This is a genomic window from Sphingomonas sp. 179-A 2A2 NHS (genome assembly GCF_045371305.1).
Classification (GTDB): domain Bacteria; phylum Pseudomonadota; class Alphaproteobacteria; order Sphingomonadales; family Sphingomonadaceae; genus Sphingomonas.
Genome location: NZ_JBIQDE010000006.1, coordinates 117,965 through 141,637, shown reverse-complemented (window position 1 = coordinate 141,637; position 23,673 = coordinate 117,965). Strand labels below are relative to the sequence as shown.

At 66.8% G+C, this 23,673-nt stretch carries 21 protein-coding genes; 14 read left to right on the top strand and 7 right to left on the bottom strand.

Annotated elements, in window-relative coordinates; all coding sequences use genetic code 11:
• Window positions 1-29: 29 nt before the first annotated feature.
• Window positions 30-593 (bottom strand): pyridoxamine 5'-phosphate oxidase family protein, encoded by a 564-nt coding sequence (locus ACH0AE_RS14425; protein WP_294441922.1) that lies wholly within the window; start codon window positions 591-593, stop codon window positions 30-32.
• A 52-nt stretch (window positions 594-645) separates the two neighbouring features.
• On the opposite strand from ACH0AE_RS14425, the gene ACH0AE_RS14420 reads away from it, so the two are divergent.
• On the top strand, window positions 646-891 hold the full coding sequence (locus ACH0AE_RS14420; protein ID WP_294441921.1) for a type II toxin-antitoxin system CcdA family antitoxin: 246 nt from the start codon (window positions 646-648) through the stop codon (window positions 889-891).
• Window positions 891-1,181, top strand: coding sequence for a CcdB family protein (locus ACH0AE_RS14415; RefSeq protein WP_294441920.1), 291 nt, complete (start codon window positions 891-893; stop codon window positions 1,179-1,181). Before ACH0AE_RS14420 ends, ACH0AE_RS14415 begins: the two co-directional genes overlap by 1 nt.
• Before the next feature lie 2 nt (window positions 1,182-1,183).
• On the opposite strand, the gene tldD is transcribed toward ACH0AE_RS14415, so the two are convergent.
• Together tldD and ACH0AE_RS14405 are read right to left on the bottom strand one after the other, a co-directional pair.
• Complete coding sequence (gene tldD, locus ACH0AE_RS14410) at window positions 1,184-2,608, bottom strand: metalloprotease TldD (protein ID WP_406875830.1); 1,425 nt, start codon at window positions 2,606-2,608, stop codon at window positions 1,184-1,186.
• 72 nt (window positions 2,609-2,680) lie between these two features.
• A complete protein-coding gene (locus ACH0AE_RS14405) occupies window positions 2,681-2,911 on the bottom strand; it encodes a zinc-finger domain-containing protein (protein WP_294441918.1) in 231 nt (76 codons plus the stop codon).
• Between the two features lie 79 nt (window positions 2,912-2,990).
• On the opposite strand from ACH0AE_RS14405, the gene ACH0AE_RS14400 reads away from it, so the two are divergent.
• On the top strand, window positions 2,991-3,911 hold the full coding sequence (locus ACH0AE_RS14400) for an ABC transporter ATP-binding protein (protein WP_406875829.1): 921 nt from the start codon (window positions 2,991-2,993) through the stop codon (window positions 3,909-3,911).
• 31 nt (window positions 3,912-3,942) lie between these two features.
• Here ACH0AE_RS14400 and ACH0AE_RS14395 read toward each other — a convergent pair whose 3' ends face one another.
• The gene (locus ACH0AE_RS14395; RefSeq protein ID WP_406875828.1) at window positions 3,943-4,872 is read right to left on the bottom strand and encodes a DUF808 domain-containing protein; all 930 of its coding nucleotides are present in this window, start codon (window positions 4,870-4,872) and stop codon (window positions 3,943-3,945) included.
• Between the two features lie 268 nt (window positions 4,873-5,140).
• Here ACH0AE_RS14395 and ACH0AE_RS14390 point away from each other — a divergent pair, with 268 nt between their 5' ends.
• From ACH0AE_RS14390 to ACH0AE_RS14375, 4 genes are all read left to right on the top strand, one after another.
• Window positions 5,141-7,201, top strand: coding sequence for a S9 family peptidase (locus tag ACH0AE_RS14390; RefSeq protein WP_406875827.1), 2,061 nt, complete (start codon window positions 5,141-5,143; stop codon window positions 7,199-7,201).
• A gap of 76 nt (window positions 7,202-7,277) precedes the next feature.
• The gene (locus ACH0AE_RS14385; RefSeq protein WP_294441914.1) at window positions 7,278-7,838 is read left to right on the top strand and encodes a DedA family protein; all 561 of its coding nucleotides are present in this window, start codon (window positions 7,278-7,280) and stop codon (window positions 7,836-7,838) included.
• Entirely contained in the window at window positions 7,835-8,227 is a 393-nt protein-coding gene (locus ACH0AE_RS14380; RefSeq protein WP_294441913.1) for a thioesterase family protein, read from the top strand. Before ACH0AE_RS14385 ends, ACH0AE_RS14380 begins: the two co-directional genes overlap by 4 nt.
• 80 nt (window positions 8,228-8,307) lie before the next feature.
• On the top strand, window positions 8,308-8,691 hold the full coding sequence (locus ACH0AE_RS14375; RefSeq protein ID WP_294441912.1) for a VOC family protein: 384 nt from the start codon (window positions 8,308-8,310) through the stop codon (window positions 8,689-8,691).
• Between the two features lie 48 nt (window positions 8,692-8,739).
• On the opposite strand, the gene ACH0AE_RS14370 is transcribed toward ACH0AE_RS14375, so the two are convergent.
• Window positions 8,740-10,323: an ABC-F family ATP-binding cassette domain-containing protein gene (locus ACH0AE_RS14370; RefSeq protein WP_294441911.1), complete on the bottom strand. Its 1,584-nt coding sequence runs from the start codon at window positions 10,321-10,323 to the stop codon at window positions 8,740-8,742.
• Window positions 10,324-10,466: 143 nt separating this feature from the next.
• Window positions 10,467-10,883 carry a GFA family protein gene (locus ACH0AE_RS14365; protein ID WP_294441910.1) on the bottom strand — a complete coding sequence of 139 codons (417 nt, stop codon included), beginning with the start codon at window positions 10,881-10,883 and terminating at the stop codon, window positions 10,467-10,469.
• 129 nt (window positions 10,884-11,012) lie between these two features.
• Here ACH0AE_RS14365 and ACH0AE_RS14360 point away from each other — a divergent pair, with 129 nt between their 5' ends.
• The 6 genes from ACH0AE_RS14360 to ACH0AE_RS14335 all read left to right on the top strand — a co-directional run bounded on the left by ACH0AE_RS14360 (window position 11,013) and on the right by ACH0AE_RS14335 (window position 18,103).
• Window positions 11,013-12,215 (top strand): acyl-CoA dehydrogenase family protein, encoded by a 1,203-nt coding sequence (locus ACH0AE_RS14360; protein ID WP_294441909.1) that lies wholly within the window; start codon window positions 11,013-11,015, stop codon window positions 12,213-12,215.
• A gap of 10 nt (window positions 12,216-12,225) precedes the next feature.
• Window positions 12,226-12,594 carry an EthD domain-containing protein gene (locus ACH0AE_RS14355; RefSeq protein ID WP_294441908.1) on the top strand — a complete coding sequence of 123 codons (369 nt, stop codon included), beginning with the start codon at window positions 12,226-12,228 and terminating at the stop codon, window positions 12,592-12,594.
• A 44-nt stretch (window positions 12,595-12,638) separates the two neighbouring features.
• On the top strand, window positions 12,639-13,748 hold the full coding sequence (locus tag ACH0AE_RS14350) for an acyl-CoA dehydrogenase family protein (protein ID WP_294441907.1): 1,110 nt from the start codon (window positions 12,639-12,641) through the stop codon (window positions 13,746-13,748).
• 59 nt (window positions 13,749-13,807) lie between these two features.
• Complete coding sequence (locus tag ACH0AE_RS14345; RefSeq protein WP_294441906.1) at window positions 13,808-14,554, top strand: enoyl-CoA hydratase/isomerase family protein; 747 nt, start codon at window positions 13,808-13,810, stop codon at window positions 14,552-14,554.
• A gap of 93 nt (window positions 14,555-14,647) precedes the next feature.
• Window positions 14,648-16,348, top strand: a complete 1,701-nt coding sequence (locus ACH0AE_RS14340; protein ID WP_294441905.1) for a class I adenylate-forming enzyme family protein — start codon at window positions 14,648-14,650, stop codon at window positions 16,346-16,348.
• A 102-nt stretch (window positions 16,349-16,450) separates the two neighbouring features.
• Window positions 16,451-18,103 carry a Na+/H+ antiporter gene (locus ACH0AE_RS14335; protein ID WP_294441904.1) on the top strand — a complete coding sequence of 551 codons (1,653 nt, stop codon included), beginning with the start codon at window positions 16,451-16,453 and terminating at the stop codon, window positions 18,101-18,103.
• Between the two features lie 31 nt (window positions 18,104-18,134).
• On the opposite strand, the gene ACH0AE_RS14330 is transcribed toward ACH0AE_RS14335, so the two are convergent.
• Window positions 18,135-20,408, bottom strand: coding sequence for a beta-glucosidase (locus ACH0AE_RS14330; RefSeq protein WP_294441903.1), 2,274 nt, complete (start codon window positions 20,406-20,408; stop codon window positions 18,135-18,137).
• Window positions 20,409-20,591: 183 nt separating this feature from the next.
• Here ACH0AE_RS14330 and ACH0AE_RS14325 point away from each other — a divergent pair, with 183 nt between their 5' ends.
• Window positions 20,592-23,636 (top strand): TonB-dependent receptor, encoded by a 3,045-nt coding sequence (locus tag ACH0AE_RS14325; protein ID WP_294441902.1) that lies wholly within the window; start codon window positions 20,592-20,594, stop codon window positions 23,634-23,636.
• Window positions 23,637-23,673 lie beyond the last annotated feature (37 nt).

Genomic DNA, 23,673 nt, shown 5'->3' with positions numbered 1-23,673 from the left:
TGCTCGATTGGTCCGGCCGGGAGCGAAGACTAGACCGCAGCACCCGGCAGCGCGTCCGGCAGGCGGGTCGGCAGGCCGTCGATGCTCTTGCCCTCGGCCGAGCGCCAGTAATCCAGCCGCTCCTCGTCGCTGTACTTCGCATTATACTTGTTGAGCGTGTCCCGCGGGCGATCGAGCGTCATCTGCGGCACGCCCCAGCCACACGACGTTTGCACCTGATCGATGGCGACGACGAAGATCTGGCGCGTGCCGGGCAAGGCGGTGAAATGCGCGTGAAGTGCGCCCCACTCGGGGTCCTGCGGCAGTACGGCCCGCCCGCGGCCATAGATGCGGAAGATCAACGCCGGCTGATCAAAGGCGCAGAACATGATGGTGATACGCCCGTCCGCGAGCAGGTGCGCATTGGTCTCGTTCCCCGAACCGACCACGTCGAGGTACGCGACGGTGCGATCGTCGAGCACGCGGAAGCTGTCCATGCCCTTGGGGCTGAGGTTGATCCGCGTTCCTTCCGCCGCAGTGGCGACGAAGAACACCGGCTGACGCTCAACGAACGTACGATGCGCTTCAGTGAGGGCGGGGAAGAACTCGGCCATGGGGAACGCTCCGTTCGTTGACGCGCTGTCGCAGTGCGCATAAACTTTGCGCATGAAGCATGATCCCCTCGTCACCGGCAAGCGCAAATCGGTGAACTTGTCGGTGGACGAGGGCGTCGTTGCTGCAGCGCGCGCCGCTGGCATCAATCTCTCGCGTGTTACCGAGGCTGCGTTGCGCGCCGAGATCCAAGCCGAGCGGGAACGCCGCTGGAAGGAGGAGAATGAGACGGCGATCGCCGAGTTCGCCGAATGGTATGCGCGTGAGGGAGATCCCCTGACCGAGCTTCGTATTCGCTGATGGCGCAGTTCGATGTCTATCGCGTACGCGGCGGCGGGCTTGTGGTGGATTGTCAGTCGAATTTGCTCAGTGCGCTGCCGACTCGTTTCGTAGCGCCATTGAGGCATACGGACGCACAGCCAATCGATCGGTTGAACCCGACCTTCCGGATCAATGGACGCGACTATGCGATGATCACGCAGCTAGCTGGCGCGATCGATCGGCTGGCAATTGTTGAAACCATCGCCTCGGTTTCCGAGCGTGAATTCGACGTCAAGGGCGCGCTAGACCTCTTGATCATCGGCTTCTGACGTCAGGCGGCGGTGCCGCCCACCGTCAGTCCGCCGACCAGCAGCGTGGGCTGGCCAACGCCGGCGGGCACGCTCTGCCCGCCCTTGCCACACATGCCGACGCCCTCGTCGAGCGCGAAGTCGTTGCCGACGCCAAGCACCTTGGTGAGCACGGTCGGGCCGTCGCCGATCAGCGTCGCGCCCTTGATCGGCGCGCCGATCTTGCCGTTCTCCACCTTGTACGCCTCGGTGCAGGAGAAGACGAACTTGCCCGACACGATATCGACCTGGCCGCCGCCGAAGGATTTGGCAAAAATGCCGTTCTTGACGCGGCTGAGCAATTCGGCGGGATCGTCGTTGCCGGCCTTCATGAAGGTGTTGGTCATGCGCGGCATGGGCGCGTGGGCGAACGACTCGCGGCGCCCGTTGCCGGTCGGCTCGACGCCCATCAGGCGGGCGTTGAGACGATCCTGCATGTAGCCTTTGAGGAAGCCATCCTCGATGAGGATCGTTTCGCGCGTCGGCGTGCCCTCGTCGTCGATCGTCAGCGAACCGCGGCGATCGCGGATCGAGCCATCGTCCACCACCGTCACGCCGCGCGCGGCGACCTGCTCGCCGATGCGGCCGGAGAAGGCGCTGGTGCCCTTGCGGTTGAAATCGCCTTCCAGGCCGTGGCCGATCGCCTCGTGCAGCAACACGCCCGGCCAGCCCGGCCCGAGCAGCACGGTGAACTCGCCGGCGGGTGCCGCCACGGAATCGAGGTTGACCAGCGCCTGTGCCAAGGCCTCGTCGATCGCGCGATTCCACGTCGCCTCGTCAAACAGCGATTCGTAGAGGTAGCGGCCACCGATGCCGAAGGTGCCCGTTTCGCGGCGGCCGTTCTGCTCCACCACGATCGAAACGTTAAGGCGCACCAGCGGGCGAACGTCGGTCGCGACGAAGCCGTCGGGGCGGACGACCTCGACCACGCTCCACGAGCCCGAGAGGCTGACCGAAACCTGCGCCACGCGCGGATCGCGTGCACGGGCGGCGGCGTCGATCGTCTGGCACAGGTTTACCTTGTCGGCGAAAGGCACGAGATCGAGCGGATCGCCGTCGGTATAGAGCCGCTGATTAGTGCCGGTCGGCGGGCCAGCCTTGGGGCCGCTCGAAGGATCGATCAGCTGCATCGTCTCTGCCGCGCGCTTGATCGCGGCTTCCGACAATTCGCTGGCGTGGGCGAAGGCAGTCATCTCGCCCGACACGGCACGCAGGCCGAAGCCGGAATGCGTGTCGTAGCTCGCGGTCTTCAGCCGGCCATCGTCGAAGCCGAATGCTTCGGACTTGCGGTACTGGAGGTACAGTTCGCCATCATCGGCCTTGCCGAGCGCGCTGGCGGTGAGCGCCTTGGCAGCTTCAGGGTCCAGCGTGTCGCGGTAAAGAAACGAGCGGGGATCGGTCGCGGTCATCCCCGGAATGTAGGGCGTCGCGCGGCGATGGCAAATGTTCGCTGCACGCTGGCTTCGCCGCGCGCTGCGGTCTTAGCGGCCTGCGCCGTCGCCGTGATCGGGAAGCTGGGACTGGTCCGCGCCGTCGGCCGGGCCGCCGATCAGCACGAAGCGGCGATCGCAGTAACCGCAATCGACATAGCCGGTCTCGTCGATCTCCAGCCATACGCGCGGGTGGCCGAGCGCGGCGGGCAAGCCGGCATGAGCGCCGTCGCAAGCAACGCGGTGGTGCGAGACGCGGGTGACTTCGGGCGGCGGCAACATGGGCCCGCGTTAGCAAGGCCGCGGATCACGATCAATCGCCCCATGGATTTCACGCGCCGGCAGGCCTAACCCAGCCGGCATGACCGACGCCGCGATCGCCATCCGTGACTTGTGCAAGACCTATGAGGGCGGCAAGCGCGCGCTCGACGGCGTCAGCTTCGATGTGCCGCAGGGGACGATATTCGGCCTGCTGGGGCCGAACGGCGCCGGTAAGTCGACGCTGATCAACATCCTGGCGGGGCTGGTGAACAAGACCAGCGGATCGGCCTCGATCTGGGGCTTCGACATCGATGCCCATCCGCGCAATGCCAAGGCGTCGATCGGCATCGTCAATCAGGAGATCCTGTTCGATCCCTTCTTCACGCCCGTCGAAACGCTGGAGATCCAGGCGGGGCTCTACGGGATTCCCAAGGCGCAGCGCCGATCGATGGAGTTGCTGCGTGCCGTGCATCTGGAGGACAAGGCGAAAGCTTATGCCCGGACGCTCTCGGGCGGCATGAAACGGCGGCTGATGGTGGCGAAGGCGATGGTTCATTCGCCGCCGGTGCTGGTGCTCGACGAACCGACCGCGGGCGTCGACATCGAGCTTCGCCAGCAATTGTGGGCCTATGTCCGCGAATTGAACGCGGGCGGCGTCACGGTGGTGCTGACGACGCACTATCTCGAGGAAGCCGAGGAACTGTGCGACCGGATCGCGATCATCAATCACGGCACGGTCGTCGCCAACGAGCCGACGCGCCAGCTGCTGAGCAGGGCGCAGGAAAAGGTGGTGGACGTGACCGTCGAGCGTGACGTGACGGCGCTACCGGAGGCGGCGTGCTTCCAGAAGATCGCGCTGAAGGGCGATCGCACGCTGTCGATCACCTATTCCAAGGATCAGGTGAACGCCGGCGAGGTGCTGGCAGCGGTGCAGGGCGCCGGCTTTGGGATCGTCGACGTTTCGACTCGCGAGGCGGACTTGGAGGACGTGTTCCTTAGTCTGACCCGCAGCGCGGCGTAACGACAGCGCACGGCTGCCGCGCCGCCGGCGCTCAATGCTTCTTCGGCTTGAGGTGCATCAGCCCGGCGATGATGCCGCCGACGATAATGCCGAGGACCGCGGACAGGCCGGCATTCACTATCCAGGAAGCAATGCCGCCGATCGAGGGCAGGGCGTGCGACGCCAATTCGCTGGCGTGCTCGATCCACGTGGGCACCGGCGTCAGGTGAAATTCGTGCAGGCCGTGGACGATGATCTGCCCGCCCACCCATAGCATGGCGGCGGTGCCGATGATGCCGAGCGCGCTCAGCACCTTGGGCATGGCGGCGACCAGCCCGCGGCCGACCGCCTGCGTTCCTGCATTGTCACGCTTGGCCAGCGCCAAGCCGATGTCGTCCATCTTCACGATCAGCGCGACGACGCCATAGACACCAACGGTGATGGCGATGCCGACGAGCGCCAGCGCAATTGCCTGGTTGAGGATCGATTGGTCGGAAAGCTCCGCAAGCGCGATCGCCATGATCTCGCCGGAGAGAATGAGATCAGTACGGATTGCGCCGGCGACCTGGCGATCCTCAAGCAGCTTGGGATCGCTGATCTCGCACGCTTCCTCGCCATGGTGCTCGCCCGACACCGCTTCGATGATCTTTTCTGCGCCTTCGAAACAGAGGAACGCGCCGCCTGCCATCAGGATCGGGGTAATCGCCCAGGGCGCAAATGCGGAGAGGACGAGGGCCGCAGGCAGCAGGAAGATGAGCTTGTTGCGCAGCGAGCCGAGCGCGATCTTCCAGATAATCGGCAGTTCGCGTGCCGGCGACAGGCCGGTGACGTAGCGCGGCGTGACCGCGGTATCGTCGATCACCACGCCAACTGCTTTGGACCCGGCCTTGGCGGAAGCGCCAGCGACGTCATCGAGACTGGCAGTCGCCAGCTTCGCGAGCGCCGCAATGTCATCAAGCAACGCGACCAAGCCACCGGCCATGCGCTTATTTCCCCCTGAAGATGGTCAGACTCGCCATCGCCGACGTTGAGCGCACGGGCAAGCGACTCGTTCCGGCCGGCCGAGCGCAAAAAAAGGGCCGACCCCGTGAGGGATCGGCCATGAAAGTTTTTAGGAGAGGATGCCTGAAAGGCCCGATCCTTGTGCATCGCAGCATGATGTTCCGCAAGTGCAAAACGATTCCGCCAAATTGCAATTCCTGCAATCGTCGCCGGTCGACATCGCTGCTCGTCATCGCCACAAAGGGGAAATGACGCTTCCGCCCGCACCGATCGCCGCTACCCGCCCGCACGAGTTCACCACCCATGGCACGACTATCGCCGATCCGTGGGCTTGGCTGAAGGATCCAAATTACCCCGACGTTAGTGACAAGGACGTGCTCGCCTATCTCGAGGCGGAGAACGCTTATTTCGAGGCCGCGATGGCGCCGCACCGGCCGCTGGTCGACCGGCTGTACGAAGAGATGAAGGCGCGCATCAAGGAGGACGAATCCTCGGTGCCGCAGAAGGACGGCGACTGGCTGTACTGGACAGCGTACGAAACCGGCGGCCAGTATCGCAAATGGTGGCGCAAGCCCGTCGCGGGCGGCCCGGACGAGCTGTTGCTCGACGAGCCGGCGCTGGCCGAGGGCAAGGAATATTTCCGGCTGGGCGCTTTCGCCGTGTCGAACGACGGCATGAAGCTTGCCTATGCGATCGACGACAATGGATCGGAACGCTTCACCATCCATGTCAAGGATCTGGGGACCGGCGAGTTGCTTCCCGACACGATCCCCGGGATGCTGTCCGACATCGTGTGGACCGCGGATGACAGCGGCTTCCTTTATGGCCTCGCCAACAAGGAGTGGCGGACGGACAATGCGCGGCTGCACCGGCTGGGCACTGACCCGTCCGAGGATGTCGAGCTCTACCATGAGGATGACGAGGGCTACCGCGTCGCGGTGGCGGAGACGAGCGACCGGCGCTGGATCGTGATCGCGACCGGCGATCACGTGACGAGCGAGGTGCGGCTGCTGCCCGCCGCCGATCCGCTGGCGGCGCCGATCCTGGTTGCGCCGCGCAAGCCCGGCCGGGAATATGACGTCGACACCCATGGCGACACGCTGTTCATCCACACCAATGACGTGGATCCGATGTGGCGGCTCGTCACCGCGCCGATCAGCGCGCCGGGCGAGTGGCGCGAGCTGATCGCACCGTCGAAGCATTTCTACATGACGGGCGTCGAGTGCTACCGTGACTTCTTCGTCGTGGAAGGGCGCGAGGACGGGCTCGATCAGGTGGCGGTCCACCGCTACGACGCGCCGACCGAGGGAAAGCGGATCACCTTCCCGGAGGCGAGCTATGCCGCCGGCCTCGGCGACAATCCCGAGCATGACCAGACGGTGCTTCGTCTCGGCTATGAGTCGATGGTCACGCCCGGCACCGTCTATGACTATGACACCGCGACGGGCACGCTGACGACGCTGAAGGTGCAGGAGATCCCGTCGGGCTATGATGCGGACAAGTATCGCACCGAGCGGCTGCATATCACCGCGCGCGACGGCACCGACGTGCCGGTTTCGATCGTCTATCCGGCGGACTTTCCGAAGGACGGCAGCCGGCCGCTGTTCCTTTATGCCTATGGCGCCTACGGCCATGCCATCCCCCCTGGCTTCTCGACGGGGCGGCTGTCGCTGCTCGATCGCGGCTTCGCCTATGCCATCGCGCATATCCGCGGCGGCGACGATCTCGGCCAGCAATGGTATCATGACGGCAAGCTCGAGAAGCGCACCAACACGTTCAACGACTTCGTCGACGTGGCGCGCGGCCTGATTGCCGGCGGCTGGACGAGCGAGGGGAAGATCGCGATCGCCGGCCGTTCCGCTGGCGGCGAGCTGATGGGGGCGGTGGTGAATTCCGATCCCGAATTGTGGGGCGCGGTGATCGCGGACGTGCCGTTCGTCGACGTGCTCAACACGATGATGGACGAAAGCCTGCCGCTGACGCCGGGTGAATGGCCCGAATGGGGCAATCCGATCACCGATCCCGCCGCGTTCGAGCTGATCCGCAGCTACAGCCCCTATGACAATGTGCGCCCGCAGGCGTACCCGCCTTTGTTCATCTCCGGCGGCCTCAACGACCCCCGCGTCACTTATTGGGAGCCGGCAAAATGGGCGGCGAAGCTGCGCGCGACCAAGACCGACGATAATATCCTGTTGCTCAAGACCAACATGGGCGCTGGCCATGGCGGCAAATCGGGCCGGTTCGAGAGCCTGCGCGAGGCCGCAGAGGAACATGCGTTCGTGCTGTGGCAGCTGGGCGTGGAGGAGTGAGCAGCGGCCAGCCCCGGACGCCTGATGGTACCGTTGCCGTCGTTCGCGCCCGACTGTCGATGCGGGCGGCGAGCGCATGACGATCGAGGCGATCGTCGCGCGCTGGGGGGTGGCAGCGGTGTTCGCCGGGGTTGTGCTGGAAGGGGAAACCGCGGTGATCGCGGGCGGGCTGATCGCGCATCAGGGGCTTGCCTCCTGGCCGGCGGTGTTCCTGGCCGCCGCCATCGGCTCCTTCCTCGCCGATCAGTTCTTCTTCGCCGCGGGCCGCCGGTATCGCGATCGGCCGATGGTGCAGCGCTGGATGAAGCAGCGCGCCTTTGCCAAGGCGTTGCAGCTGCTGGAGCGCTATCCGGTCGGCTTCATCTTCGCCTTCCGCTTCCTCTATGGTTTTCGCACCGTCAGCCCGATCGCGATCGGCACCAGCAAGGTGCCGACGGCTACCTTCGTCGCCGTGAATGCCGCGGCGGCGGCACTTTGGGCTGGGGTCTTCACCGCGCTGGGCTATTGGTTCGGCGAGGCGGTGACCGAGATGGCGGGACGGCTCCAACCCAGCCGCCAGACGTTGTTGGCCGGCGTGGCGGTGCTCGCGGGCGGCTTCGCGATCTTCCAGCTCGTGCGTTGGTGGAAGGGACGATGAGCTTCACCAAGACCTTCACGGCGGCGCCCGACGACATCGACGAGCTCGGCCACGTCAACAACGCCGTCTGGGTGCGCTGGGTGCAGGAACTGGCGGTGGCGCATTGGGAGACGGTGGCGCCGGCGGAGCATCGCGCCGAATACATCTGGGTCGTGACGCGGCACGAGATCGACTATCGCGGCAACCTGCCAGCCGGGGCCACCGCCCTGGGCGAGACCTGGGTGCCTGAGCCGCCGCGCGGCGCGCGCTTCGACCGGCATTTCTGCTTCACCGCTGACGACGGACGCGTGCTAGTGGAGGGCATTACGACCTGGGCGCTGATCGATCGCGCAACGGGACGCCTGCTGCGCGTACGGCCCGGGATAGCGGCGCCTTTTCTCAATTCCTGAAGCTTGTCGCGGCGAGCCGGCTGCCCCAGAAAGCGCGCGGCCGGGCAACGCCCGGTAATTCGCTCTAGGGGAGAGGATCAATGTTCAGTCACATGATGGTCGGGTCGAACGACATCGGCCGATCGAAGAAATTCTATGACGCGCTGTTCGCGTCGGTCGGTGGGCGCCCGGCGATCGAGGACGATCGCGGCAGGTTGATCTACATGCACAATGGCGGCCTGTTCCTGGTCACCAAGCCGATCGACGGCCAGCCTGCGACCCATGCCAACGGCGGCACGATCGGTTTCGCGATGGACGGACCGGAGCAGGCTGATGCGTGGCACAAGGCTGGTGTCGAGGCTGGCGGCACCGCGATCGAGGATGCGCCGGGCGTGCGCTCGGGCGCGGCAGGCAATCTGTACCTCGCCTATCTGCGCGATCCGGACGGCAACAAGCTTTGTGCCATGCACCGCATGCCGGCCTGACGGCCACGCCTTACCGCCACGTCCGCCCAAGGGCGTGGCGGCAGGGTGCTATAGCGCGATCCGGCGCGTCAGCCCGATTGCGTCCAGAAACGCCTCGTCATGGCTCACCACGAGCAGCGCGCCGTCATACGCGTTGAGCCCGCCTTCCACGGCGGCGATCGATTCCATGTCGAGGTGGTTGGTTGGCTCGTCGAGCAGCAGCAGCGGGGGCAGCGTCGGCCCGCCAAGGACGCAGGAGAGGCCCGCACGCAGGCGCTGCCCGCCGCTCAACGAGCCCACCTCCTGGTCCGCAGCCTCGGCGCGAAAGCCGAAGCGTGCGAGGGAGGCGCGGCAGGCGTTGTTGCCGATGCCCGGATTGAGCCGCGCGAAGTTCGCCGCGATCGTTGCCTGAGGATCGAGCAGGCTCACCTGTTGGTCGAACATCGCGAACGGCACATGCCGGGTCACTTCGCCGGCGGTCGGCAGCAATCGGCCAGCGATGAGCGCCAGCAGGGTCGACTTGCCGGTGCCGTTTGCGCCCGTGAGCGCGATGCGCTCCGGCCCGACGATCGAAAACGATATACCGCTCAGCACCGGTGAGCCGGGCTCATAGCTGAAGGCAAGGTCGCTCGCATCGAGTACGCGCTGGGAAGGGGCAAGGCCCGTCGGGGCCAGCGAGACGGCCAGCGGCACCACGCGCTCCAGGCGGCTGGCAGCATCTGCCGCGTCGCGCTGCGCCGCGGTGATCTGGCGCTCGGCGAGGCGCGCAGTGTCGCCGCCGCTTTTCTCCGCGCGATCACGACGCTTGCCGAGCAGGATTAGCGGCATGCCGCCGCGCGCCGCCTGGCGGCTGCCTGCTGAATCGCGGCGTTGCTGGCGCTCGGCGCTGTGCTGTGCCTGGCGTTTCACCGCGGCGAGGTGTCGCTCGGCGACGAGCGCGTCATGCTCTGCTGCTTCCTGCTCGAGCGCCTTGCGCGCGCGATAGGCGCTCCAGTTGCCGCCGTAGCGGCTGGCGCCAAGCGAGGTGAGTTCGACGATCGCGTCCATCTCCTCCAGCAGCGCACGGTCGTGGCTGACAACGATCGCACCACCGCGCCACTTGTGGAGCAGGGTGCGGACGGCCGCGCGGCCATCGGCGTCGAGATCGTTGGTCGGCTCGTCGAGCAGCAGGAAATCGGGCGCGGCAAATATCGCGCCTGCCAAAGCGGCGCGCGTCCGCTGCCCGCCGGAGAGGCTTGCGAGGCGGGTTTCGAGCGGTGCCTCTAGGCCGCACTCCGCGAGTGCTTCGGCCGCACGAGCCTCGATCGTCCAGTCGATCTCGGCAAGCTCGTCCGCGCTCGCCGCGCCACTGAGGCCGCGGTTCATCGCGGCGAGGCTGTCGCGGATGCCCATGAGGTCGGCGATCGTCTCGCCGCCGCCGATGTCGTTCGACTGTCGCAGGCGGGCGATGGTGCCATTCGCGATTACCCGGCCGGCGGCCGGCGCGATCTCGCCGGCAAGCAGCTTCAGCAGCGTGCTCTTGCCGGTGCCGTTTCGCCCGACGATGCCGGTGCGTTCGGGGACGAAGCTTAGATCGAGGTCACGGAGGACTGGTCGCCCGTCAGGCGTGGACCAGCAGAGTGCGGCAGTAGAGAGGGAGATCGGCACGGGCATGAACTTTCCTGGCGGCAAGGCGGGGCGTTGCGGTCAGGAGGAGGTTCATGGCTGGTCGTTCCCTTCGTTGAGCGGGGATTGTACGTGTTACGCGCGGGTCAGGCAAACGCGCGAAAAGAGCCGGCTGCGAGGAGGCTAGCGCTTCACCCCACGTCGCGCGCGAAGCTCGGCACGTCGGCCGGGATCTCCACCCACGGCAGCTTCGAATCCGTCCAGACGTGGATCGTCGGGGTGAAGGCACCGGCATTGTCGGCGGTGCCAGCCTTGATCGCGACGATCGCCGGGTTGGCCGTGATGACCGAGCGGATCGGGGAGCCGCAGTCTGCGCAGAACTCGCGCAGCACCGGCTTGCCGCTGGTCGTTGCCTTGTCCTCGTAAGCCTTGATCGGGCCCTCGATCGCCACTGCGGGTGCCGCAGCGACGATATTGACGGAAAAGGCGGCGCCCGATTGTGCGCGGCAATTGGTGCAGTGGCAGGCCGCGACGGCGAGCGGCGCGCCGTCGATCCGCCACGTGACCGCGCCGCAATTGCACCGGCCGGTTGCGCCTTGTTCCGCCATGTTTCTCTCCAGGCTTATGCTGCGGTTTCGCCATGCCATAGCGTTGCGGCTCCGGCCGGACATTGAACCGGAGGATGATCCGGTCAAGCTGTCAGTTGACGCGGCGGCCAATGAAGGTGACGCTACGGCATGGATCTTTCCCTCTCGCCCGCCGAGGAGGCTTTCGCCGCCGACGTCCGCCGTTTCTTCGCCGAAGAATATCCGCAGGACATCCTCGCCCTGCTGCGCGCCGGGCGGAAGCTTGGTCGCGACGATCATATTCGCTCGCAACAGGCGCTGAACGCCAAGGGCTGGCTGGGTGTCGGCTGGCCGGCGGAACATGGGGGCCCTGGCTGGACGCCGGTGCAGCGCTATCTGTTCGAGCAGGAGCTGGAGCTGGCCGGCGCGCCGTCGATCATCCCGATGGCGGTGATCTACATTGGCCCGATCATCTGCGCCTTCGGCACGCCCGAGCAGCAGAAGCACTGGCTGCCTGACATCCTGGAATCGCGCGCGATGTGGGCGCAGGGCTATTCCGAGCCGGAATCGGGATCGGACCTCGCCTCACTGCGGATGAGCGCGGTGCGTGATGGTGACGATTACATCCTCGACGGCACGAAGATCTGGACGTCGGGCGCACATTGGGCGGACTGGATCTTCTGTCTGGTGCGCACCGAGAAATGCGAGCGCAAGCAGGACGGGATCTCGATGATCTGCGCCGATATGCGCACGCCGGGGATCACCGTGCATCCGATCATCACGATTGACGGCTCGCACGAGCTGAACCGGGTGGAGTTCGATCAGGTGCGCGTGCCCGCCCGCAACATGATCGGCGAGGCGGGGAAGGGGTGGCATTATGCCAATGTGCTGCTTGCGGCGGAGCGTGTTTCCTACGCGCATATCGGGCGAAAGCGCGCCGATCTGGCCGAACTGCGCCGTGTCGCGGCGACCCTGCCGGGGGCGTTCGCAGCCACCATGGCAGAGGAGCCGCTGTTCGCCCGGCGGATGGCGCTCGCCGAGATGAAGCTTGGCGCAGTGGAAATCTCGGTGCTGCGCGTGCTGTGCGGTGACGCGGCGCCAGCGGCCGTATCGGCGCTGAAGATCGCCTGTACGGAGCTGGCGCAGGAGATCACCGAATTGTGGGTGGAGCTTGCCGGCAGGGACCGGGCAGTGGTGGCGGATCGGAGCCTTGCGGGCTGGCAGGACGTGGCGCCGGAGGCTCTGCCCTTCGCCGTGCCGCGCACCGCATCCTATCTCTTCGAGCGCGCGCAGACGATCTACGGCGGCGCGACCGAGATCCAGAAGACGATCGTGTGGCGCGCGCTGGACCGCGCCAATGCAGCGCTGTCGTGAGAGGTCTGTGATGATCAAGCTGATCTTCTGCCTGCGCCGCCGCCCTGAGATGTCGCGAGAGGACTTCCAGGCTTATTGGCGTGGTCATCATGCGCCGTTGGTAGCCGGGTTCGCGGAGGTGCTGCGTATCCGCAAATACGTGCAGAGCCACAGCATCGATGATCCGCGCCTCGCCAGTCCGGTCAATGCCCGCGGCACGGTAGTGCCGCCCTACGACGGGGTGGCGGAGCTCCACTTCGACAGCGTCGAGGACGTGATCGCGGCGGGCGAGACGAAGGAGGGGCGGGACGCGGGGCGAGCGCTTCTGGAGGATGAGGGCAAGTTCATCGACCTCCCCAATTCTCCGCTGTTCTGGGTCGAGGAACATCAGATCGTCTGACCGGCTGCGCTGCGCCGATAACGCCTTCACGGGATCACGCCACGATGGATTTTTCCTTCACGCCGGAACAGGAACAGCTGCGCGCGTCGCTCGGCAACTACCTGCGCGACCATCATGATTTCGCGGCGCGCCAGGCGGCGGTGGCGTCGGAAAGTGGCCGGAATGCAGGACTTTGGGCGGATTTTGGCGAGCGGCTGGGGCTGTTTGCACTGGCCGAGGCGCCGGACCCGTTCGACCTGCTCGTGGTGATGGAGGAGCTGGGCGCGGCGCTGGTGACGGAGCCGTTCCTGGAGACGGTGGTGACCGCCGCGGCGCTGCTGCGGCAGGTTGGAGGTGAGCGGGCAGGGGCGCTGCTGAAGGCAATTCAGGGCGGCGGGGAGACGGTGGTTTTCGCCGGAAGCGAGCCGAAAACCCGGTTTTTCTCGTACGCAGACGGTACGCGCGCGGTGCGTGATGGTGATGATTGGCGCATCGATGGTGCGAAATCGACCGTGATGGCGGCGCAATGGGCATCGATGTTCCTGGTCAGCGCGGCGACACCGTCCGGCACGTCATTGTTCGCGGTTTCGCCAGACGCACCGGGCGTGATGTTGCATCCCTATCGCACCATCGACGGCCGGCGCGCGGGCGACGTTCGGCTGACGAACGTGCGCGTTGGCGCGGCGGACCTGCTGGGCGAGGAGGGCGGCGCGCTGCCGGCGATCGAGGCGGCGGCGGATGCGACGATCGCGGCGCTGTGCGCGGAGGCGCTTGGCGTGATGCGCCGGATCCTGAGCGACACGATCGCCTATACCCGCGAGCGGCGGCAGTTCGGCCAGTCGATCGCCGGCTTCCAGGCGCTGCAGCACCGCATGGTCGACATGTTCATGAAGATCGAGATGGCGACATCCGCGACCTATCTGGCGACGATGAAGCTTAATGCGCCGGCGGACGAGCGCGCGCGGGCGGCATCGGGGGCGAAGGCGCTGGTGGGCGAGGCGTGCCGCTTCGTCGGGCAGAACGGGGTGCAGCTGCACGGCGGCATGGGCATGACCGACGAACTCGCGGTGGGGCACTATTTCAAGCGCGCCACGGTGATCGAGGGGCTGTTCGGCACCAGCGACGATCATGTCGTGCGCTACATGGCGCTCGCCGCGGCGGTTAAGGCGGCCTGAGCTTTCCGGCCCGGCCAGCGCCCCCTATGGTTGGGCAAAGAACAGATCAGGAGCGGATGATGGGTGAGCTTGTACTGCGCGAGGATCGCGATGGCTGGGTGCTGCTGACGATCAACCGGCCGGACAAGCTCAACGCGCTGACGGTGGGGGTTTTCCGCGAGCTTCGTGCGCACGTCATGGACCTGCGGCGCGAGAAGGACGTGGGCTGCGTGGTGCTGCGCGGCGCGGGAAAGTGCTTTTCGGCAGGGCATGACCTGGCCGACATCGCGAGCGGCGAGGAAGTGCCGTCGCGCGGATGGCACAGCGAGACGCTGCGGATGCTGGAGAAGCTGCCGATGCCGGTGATCGCGGCGGTGCACGGCCATTGCTACACCGGCGCGCTGGAAGTGGCGCTGGCGTGCGACTTCATCATTGCGGCGGACAGCGCGCGTTTCGGCGACACGCACGCCAAATGGGCGCTGACGCCGATCTGGGGCATGAGCCAGCGGCTGCCGCGCCGCGTGGGCGTCGCCACCGCAAAGCGGCTGATGTTCACCGCGGACATGATCGACGCGGCCGAGGCGCTGCGCATTGGCCTCACCGAGACGGTGGTGCCGCTTGCCCAGTTCGATGCCGAGATCGCGTCGCTCGCGGGCCGGATCGCTGCCAATTCGACATTCAGCCATGCCGCCAACAAGCGCCTGCTGGACGTGAGCGACGGCTGGTCGCTGGATGCGGGGCTGCAGTGGGAAGTGCTGGAGAATGAAGGCGTCGGCCCCGACATGCAGAGCCGGATCGCTGCCTTCACCAACAAGGGCCGCAGTTGACCGTTCCGGCCGCCCGGGGGAGCCCAGGGGGTTTGCCCGGGCGACTTTAATGCTTATGCCAGTACCAACTTATAATAAAAGATTGGTAGAGGCATGCATTACGCGCAGCTTGTTGCGGCACGCGCCGAATTGACGGGCCCCGGCGGCGCCTTCGAAGTGGTCGAGGCGGAGGTTCTGGGCAATCGCATCCGGACCTACAAGAACGCGCCCGGCAGCGTGCGCGACGTGTGGCTGTCCACCGTCGTCTTCGCCGAGCGGCCGTATCTGGTCTATGAGAATGAGCGGCTGAGCTATGCCGAGGCGCATCAGCAGGTGAATGCCGTCGCCGCCTGGCTGGCGGCACAGGGCGTGGCGCCGGGCGACCGCGTCGCCGTGTCGATGCGCAACTATCCCGAATGGATGCTGATCTATTGGGCGTGCGTGTCGTCCGGCATCGCGCTGGTCGGCATGAACGCGTGGTGGACCAGCGAGGAAATGGCCTACGCGCTGGACGATTCGCGGCCCAAGGCGCTGTTCGTCGACGGCGAGCGGCTGGAGCGGCTGTGCGAACGGCCCGAGATGGCGGCGGGCATGAAGGTGATCGGCGTGCGCACGCCGGCGGGTGCGGCGGACGTCATCCCCTGGGCCGAGGTGATCGCCCATGGCGGAGCGATGCCGGACGTTTCGATCGATCCCGATGCGGATGCGTGCATCTTCTACACATCGGGGACGACCGGGCATCCGAAGGGCGCGCAGCTGACGCACCGCGGCTGCGTCTCCAACCTGTTCAACCTGATGTATGCCGGGGCATCGACCGCGCTTGCCGTGCAGCAGGCGACGGGCGTGGCGCCGCCTGAGACGCCGCCGGTGCCGGTGACGCTGATCACGACGCCGCTGTTCCACGTCACCGCCAACAATTGCGGTGCCTATGCCACCACCGCGGCGGGCGGCACGCTGGTGCTGATGTACCGCTGGGACGCAGGCGAGGCGCTGCGGCTGATCGCGCAGGAGCGCGTGACATCGATGAGCGGCGTGCCGGTGATGGCACGCGAACTGATCAGCCATCCGGATTTCGAGCGGACCGACACATCGAGCCTGCTGGCGCTGGCCGGCGGCGGCGCGCAATTGCCGCCCGACCTCGTCGACAAGATCGAGAACCAGGTGAGCACGGCGCGGCCAAGCACCGGCTATGGCATGACCGAGACGTGCGGGATCATCACGTCGATCAGCGGCGACTTCTTCGTCGACAAGCCGGCAAGCGCCGGGCCGCCGATGCCGAACTTCGAGGCGAAATGCGTCGACGATGACGGCAACACCGTGGCGCCGGGCGAAGTGGGCGAGCTGTGGGTGCGCGGATCGTGCGTCATCAAGGGCTACATCAACCGGCCCGAGGCGACCGCCGCGACGATCACCGACGGCTGGCTGCACACCGGCGACGTGGCGCGGATCGACGAGGACGGGTTCATCTTCATCGTCGATCGCAAGAAGGACATGGTGCTGCGCGGCGGCGAGAACGTCTATTGCGCCGAAGTGGAGGCGACCATCTATCGCCACGCCGCGGTGGCGGAATGCTGCGTGTTCGGCGTGGCCGACGACCGGCTGGGCGAGGAAGTGGGCGTCGCCATCGTGCTGAAGGCGGGCGAGCGGCTGGACGAGGAAGCGCTGCGATCGCACTGCGCCGTCAGCATGGCGAAGCACAAGGTGCCGCGGTACATCTGGTTCCTGGACCAGCCGTTGCCGCGCAATGCGAGCGGCAAGTTCCTGCGGCGCGAGCTGCGCGAACAGTTCGGCGCGACGCTGGTGGCGGCGGCGTGATCCGCATCTGACCGACCGGGGCGGGGCGCCGGCCGTGGCCGGTTGCGCCTGCCCCTTTTGCTTCCCTACAAGAGCCCCGCACCCCAGCAGCGGAATTCTTGTTTGGAATCAGTATCGATCATCCTCATCCTGCTGCTGGCGGTGGTCGTCAGCGGCGCGATTTCGCGAATGCTGCCGTTCGCGCTGCCCACTCCGCTGGTGCAGATCATGCTGGGCGCGATCATCGGGCTTTCGACATCCTACCGGGTGGAGCTGATCCCCGAACTGTTCCTGCTGCTGTTCCTGCCGCCGCTGTTGTTCCTAGATGGCTGGCGCATCCCGAAGGACGAGCTGCTCAAGGACCTGTCGACGGTGGTCGAGCTGGCGCTCGGCCTCGTGCTGCTCACCGTCGTGGGCATGGGCTTCTTCATCAACTGGATGATCCCGGCGATGCCGCTGGCAGTGGCCTTCGCGCTGGCGGCGGTTGTTTCCCCGACCGATCCGATCGCGGTGTCCGCGATCGCGGCGCGCGTGCCGATCCCGCGCCGGATGATGCACATCCTCGAAGGGGAATCGCTGCTGAACGATGCGTCGGGCCTCGTCTGCCTGCGCTTCGCGGTCGCCGCGGCGCTGACCGGCGCCTTCTCGCTGACTGGCGCAGCGATCAACTTCCTGTGGGTGGCGGGCGCGGGCCTTGCCGTGGGCGTGGCGCTGACGCTGGCGGTGACGCGGGCCAAGGCCTGGGTATCGCGGCGGTTCGGTGAGGAAGCCGGCTCGCAGATCCTCGTCAGCCTGCTGATCCCGTTCGGATCGTATTTGCTGGCCGAGCATCTCCACGCCTCCGGCATCCTGGCGGCGGTGGCGGCGGGCGTGACGATGACCTACGCCGAGATCTCGCGGCAGGCGATGGCGAGCACGCGGGTGCGGCGCAATTCGGTGTGGGACACGATCCAGTTCGCGCTGAACGGCATCATCTTCGTGCTGCTGGGCGAGCAGCTGCCGGCGATCGCCGGGCGGGCGCACGAGACGGTGAAGGTGACCGGCCATTCCGATCCGCTGTGGCTGGGCGCCTATGTGCTGGCGATCGTCGCCGGGCTGGCGGCGCTTCGCTTCGCCTGGGTGTGGCTGTCGTTTCGCCTGACGCTGCTGCGCAAGCGGCGGAGCGAGGAAGGCGCTCCGGGACCGATCGCGAAATCGACCGACTGGCGGCTGATCGCGGCGATGTCCTTCGCGGGGGTGCGCGGGGCGATCACGCTGGCGGGTGTGCTGACGCTGCCGCTGGCGATGGCGGACGGATCACCCTTTCCGGCGCGGGACCTCGCGATCTTCTTGGCGGCCGGGGTGATCATCGTATCGCTGCTGATCGCCAGCATCGCGTTGCCGCTGCTGCTGAACGGGCTGACCATGCCGGCCGAGCCTTCGTTCCAGGCGGAGGAGGATGTGGCGCGGGTCGCCGCCGCCAATGCCGCGATCCGGGAGATCGAGCGGGCGCAGCACGAGCTGGCGGAGCAGCGCGGCGACGCCGACTTCTACGCCAATGCCGGCAGCCGGGTGATGGACCTTTACCGCGACCGGATCGAGAGCCGCAGCCAGGGCGCGAAGGCATCGGCCGAGGCGCGGCTGCAGGACCGGCTGGAGCGCGAGTTCCGCCTCGTCGGGCTGAAGGCGGAGCGGGACGCGATCTTCGCCATGGCGCGCGCGCGGCAGATCGGCAGCAGCGTTTCGCAGAAGATCATCCGCGAGCTTGACCTGCTGGAGGCGCGCTACCGCATGTGAGGCGGCGCGGGCCTCCGTTCCGGGCGGCTCGTCAGGGCTTCATGGTGCGGGGCGCCAGCTGCGTCGTGAAGGTGAGGCTGCGGTCCGTGGCGTCACGGGCGATCGCGACGCGATAGGTGCCGCCGGCGATGCGCCAGCCGGGGAGCTTCACGTCATAATCGGCGACGACGCGCGGCTCCGCGACCAGCGTGACGCGGCGCGTTTCGCCCGGCTTCAGCTCGACGCGCTGGAAGGCGGCGAGGCGCATCGGGGCGCCGCTGCCTTCGCGCGTGACATAGAGCTGCGGCACGTCCGCCCCGGCGCGGCGGCCGACATTGGCGACCTCGACCGTCACGCTCAGCCGGTCGCCGCCGGTGACGACCGGGTTGCGATAGGCGAAGCTGGTGTAGCTGAGCCCGTGGCCGAACGGGAACAGCGGCTTCAGCCCCTTCTTCTCGTACCAGCGATAGCCGACGTCGGCGCCCTCCTGGTAATCGACCGGGAAGCTGACCGGCGGCGGCGTGCCGGCCGCGGTGTTGGCGGCGGCGGCGAGCTCGGCCGCGTTGAAGAGGTCAAGGCCGACGGGCGCGATGCGCGGCGGCTGTCCGGCGGAGGCGGGGAAGGTGATCGGCAGGCGACCCGAGGGGTTGACCGCGCCGGTCAGGATCGCGGCGATCGCCTCGCCGCCGCGCTGGCCGGGATACCAGGCCTCGAGCACGGCGGGCACCTTGTCGAGCCACGGCATCAGCACCGGGCCGCCGGTTTCGAGCACCGCCACGGTCTTCGGCTGCGCGGCGGCGACGGCCGCGATCAGCGCGTCCTGGTGGTTGGGCAGCTTGATGTTGGGCACGTCCTCCGCCTCGGTCGTCCATTGCGTGGCGAAGACGATGGCGAGGTCCGCAGCCTTGGCGGCTTCGGTGGTGGCGTTGAGGTTGCGCCCGTCGAGGAAGGTGATCTGCGCGTTCGGCAGCGCCTTGCGCAGCGCGGCGAGCGGCGAGGAGGCGTGATAGGTGATGCGCACGAACGAGGCCGCCGGGCCGTCCGCCAGCGGGATCTCGATCGGCGCGCCGCCGACCGAGCGCACCTGGCTGGAGCCGCCGCCCGACAGGACGCCGAGATCCGCCGCGCCGCCGATGACGACGATCTTGCGCGCGGTCTTGGCGATCGGGAGCAGATTGCCCTCGTTCTTCAGGAGGACGATGCCGGCCTCCGCGGTGCGCTGCGCCACCTCGGCGTTGCGGGCGTAGGGCGGGGTCTGCGCGGCGGCGGGCATGGGCGTGTCGAACGTGCCGGTCGCGATGAGGCCGGTGAGATAGCGCGCGACCATGTCGTCAATGCGCTTCTCCGAAACCTGGCCCTTCTCCACCGCTTCCTTCAGCGGGGCGCCGAAATAGATCGCGCGGTCAAGCTCCTGGCCCGATTGCTGGTCGAGCCCGGCATTGGCCGCCTTGACGGTGGAATGGACGCCGCCCCAGTCGCTCATCACCCAGCCGGGATAGGCCCAGTCCTGCTTCAGCACCTTGTTGAGCAGGAAATCATTTTCGCACGCCCAGTCGCCGTTCACCTTGTTGTAGGCGCACATGACGGAGCCGGGCCGGCCCTTCTCGATCGCGATCTGGAAGGCGAGGAGATCGCTCATCCGCAGGCTCGCCTCGTCGATCCGCGCATCGAGGATGTTGCGGCCGGTTTCCTGCGCATTGAGCGCATAATGCTTCACCGTCGAGACGATGCGGTTCGACTGGACGCCGGCGATGTGCGCGCCGCCGAGCTCGCCGGAGAGGAGCGGATCCTCGCCGAGATATTCGAAGTTGCGGCCGTTCCAGGGATCGCGCGTCAAGTTCACGCCGCCGGCGAGGAGGACGTTGAAGCGCTTGGCGCGCGCTTCCGAGCCGATCATCGCGCCGCCCGCGCGGGCGATCTGGGGCGAGAAGCTGGCGGCGGTGGCGAGGCTGGAAGGAAGCGCGGTGGCGACGTCGCCCTTGCGCTGCTCGACCTGGTTGGCGACGCCGAGCGACGCGTCGCTTTCGCGCACCAGCGGCACGCCGAGGCGGGGAATGCCGTCGACATGGCCGGCGGAGGGAATGAGCTCGTTCGTGGTCTTGCCCGCGGCCATCGGCGGGAAGAGGGTGTGGAGGAGGGCGATCTTCTCATCGAGCGTCATGCGCGCGACGATCGCATCCGCACGCGCCCGTGCGGCGGCGGCCGAAGTTGCGGCAGCGGCGGAGACAGACGGCGCCGGTGCGGCTGCGTTCTGCGCGGCGAGCGGCGCAGTTGCGCCCAGGATCAGTGCCGACGCCCCCAGTAAAGCGTGCTTGTTGCCGACCATCGAACCCCTCCCCTGCTGCCACCACGGCCACATGTTGCGCGCCCACAACATAAACTGGGAACGTTCACAAGTTTTTTGACAAGCGCTTGACAGTGAGCCGGACGCGGGAGCAGTGAACGTTCACATCCTGCTTTCGAGCGGGCTCATTGGCGTACGTACAGGGACGTACAGGGGAGGGTTTTCATGGGGAGCTTCAAGGCTCGCTCGTTTTCGCGATTCGTGATCGGTGCTTCTGCAGTCGCTCTGGCGACCGCACCGGGGATCGCGCTGGCACAGGATGCAGCAGCCACCGTCGGCAACCCGGGCCCGTCCGAAACCCCGCAGGCAGCCCCTGCCGCGCCGGGTGAGGGTGAAGAAGACATCGTCGTCACCGGTATCCGCGCCTCGCTGCGCGCGACGATCGACATCAAGCGCGACGCGCAGGGCGTCGTCGACGCGATCTCGGCCGAGGATATCGGCAAGTTCCCGGACACGAACCTCGCCGAATCGCTGCAGCGTATCACCGGCGTGTCGATCGACCGGTCGAACGGCGAGGGCCAGTTCGTCACCGTCCGCGGCTTTGGCCCGGAATATAACCTCGTCACGCTGAACGGCCGCCAGATGCCGACGTCGTCGCTGGGCGACGGCGCCAGCGCGCCCGCGTCGCGCTCGTTCGACTTCGCCAACCTCGCCTCCGAAGGCATCGCGGGCGTCGAGGTGTACAAGACCGGCCGCGCGGCCGTGCCGTCGGGCGGCATCGGTTCTACGATCAATATCCGCACCCCGCGCCCGCTGGACAGGCCGGGCATGCGCGGCAGCATCTCCGCGCGCGGCGTGCTCGACACCTCGCAGAACGGCAAGAACCAGATCACGCCGGAAGTGTCCGGCATCTTCTCGACCACCTTTGCCGACGACCGCGTCGGCATCATGGTCAACGGCATCTACCAGCGCCGCAAGGCGAGCGCGAACGAAGCGCTGGTCGGCTTCCGCGACGGCTTCATCGGTTCCGAGAACAACTGGGGCACGCTGCCTACCAACGGCCAGCAGATCAACCGCCCCGAGGGCAACGACGTCTACGAGATCCCGCAGGACGCCTCGTACAACGTGCGCGACATCGATCGCGAGCGAATCAACGGCCAGGCGGTGCTGCAGATCCGGCCGACCGACACGCTGACCGCGACCGCCGACTTCACCTATTCGCGCAACAAGGTGGAAGTGCGCAACAACAGCGTCGGCGTGTGGTTCAACTTCGGCGACGTATCGAGCGAGTGGACCGACGGCCCGGTCGCCGGCCCGGTGTTCTACAGCGAGGCGTTCGGCCCGGGTAAGGACCTGTCGTACAGCGCGTCGCTGGCGGCGAACGTTTCCGAGAACAAGTCGCTCGGCTTCAACCTGAACTGGGAAGCGCCGGGCGGCGTGACCGTGTCGTTCGACGCGCATCACTCGACCGCGGAATCCAAGCCGACCAACGATTACGGCACCAGCACGAGCATCGGCAGCGCGGTGTTCGGCGTCGGCCGGCAGACGATCGACTTCCGCAACGACCTGCCGATCATCTCCTACGAGATGCTGCCGGGCATCAACCCGCTCGATCGTTCGATCGTGACGCCGACCGGCAATGCGTTCCGCAACGCGTATTTCCGTGACGAGATCAACCAGTTCCAGATCAAGGGCCGGTACGACCACGACGGCGCGTTCCTGGACAGCATCGACTTCGGCTTCTCCTATGTCGATAACCAGGTGCGGTCGGCGTACGGCTTCATCCAGAACGAGACCTGGGGCGGCATCGATCCGGCCGGCCCGGCAGCGGGCGCGGCAGCGACGCCGGACGATTTGTTCGAGCTGATCAGCCTGCCGGACAAGTTCAAGGGCGTGCCGGGCGCGAAGGATCCGGCGATCCCGCAGCAGATCCTTGGCTTCAACTTCGAGCAGATGGCCGATCTGCTGCGTTCGCGGTACAACATCTGCGGCAATCCGCAGGTGGGCACGGCGCAGCAGGGCACGTGCCTGGCGAACTTCACGACCGATCGCCGCCTGCGCGAGAAGACGATCTCGCCCTACCTCCAGGTCAACACGCGGTTCGACCTCCTGGCCGGTCCGGCGCACCTCGTCGCTGGCGTTCGCTACGACCACACGGACGTCAGCTCGCAGGCGCTGGTGCAGGTGCCGATCGGCACGCGCTGGACCGCGGCCAACGAGTTCGCGCTGACCTATGCGCCCGATCCGGCGTTCCTCACCTCCAAGGGCAATTACCAGAACTGGCTGCCCTCGATCGACTTCGACATGGAGCCGATCGACAATGTGAAGCTGCGCGCATCGTACAGCCACACCATCACCCGCGCCGATTACGCCAGCCTTCAGGGCGGGCTGGAGCTGGCGTCCAACCCGCGCATCGGCGGCGGCACCGGCACCAACGGCAATCCCAACCTGCTGCCGTACAAGTCGAAGAACATCGATCTGTCGGCTGAATGGTATTACCAGCCGGAAAGCTATTTCTCGGTCGGCTATTTCCACAAGAACGTGGAGAACTTCATCAGCCGCACGCAGATCGACCGTTCGTTCGCCGACCTGCGCAATCCGGCATCGGGCCCGCGTGCCCGCGCGGCGGCAGCGGCGCTCGGCACGAGCGACCTGATCCAGATCCGCGACTATATCCTGCGCAACTTCCCCGGCTCCTCACAGGTGACCGGCGTGACGGAAGCGGGCGGCGTGACGTATCTGACCGGCAACATCTTCGGCCTGCCCGAGGACGATCTGTTCAACTTCCAGATCGACCAGCCGTTCAACAACGATCGCACGGCAAAGATCGACGGCTGGGAGTTCGCGCTCCAGCATCGCTTCTGGGACACCGGCTTCGGCACGATCCTGAACTATACGATCGTCAACGGCGACGCGAAGTTCAACAACGCGCTGAACCCGATCACCGAGCAGTTCGCGCTGGTCGGCCTGAGCGACAGCGCCAACGCCGTGCTGTTCTTCGACAAATACGGCCTGCAGGCACGCGTCGCGTACAACTGGCGCGACGGGTTCCAGAACACCAGCAACGGCTTCGACCCGACGTACATCGAAGCTTATGGTCAGGTGGACGCGAGCGTGAGCTACGAGTTTCGCAAGGGCCTGGCGGTGTTCGGCGAAGCGATCAACCTGACCGGATCGTCGCGGCGCGGGCATCGCCGTTCCGAGCGGATGGTGACCTTCTCGCAGCCGGGCTTCGCCCGCTACTCGGCAGGCGTTCGCTTCACCTTCTGACGTTCCCCCGACTGGCCGCCCTTCCCCCCGGGGAAGG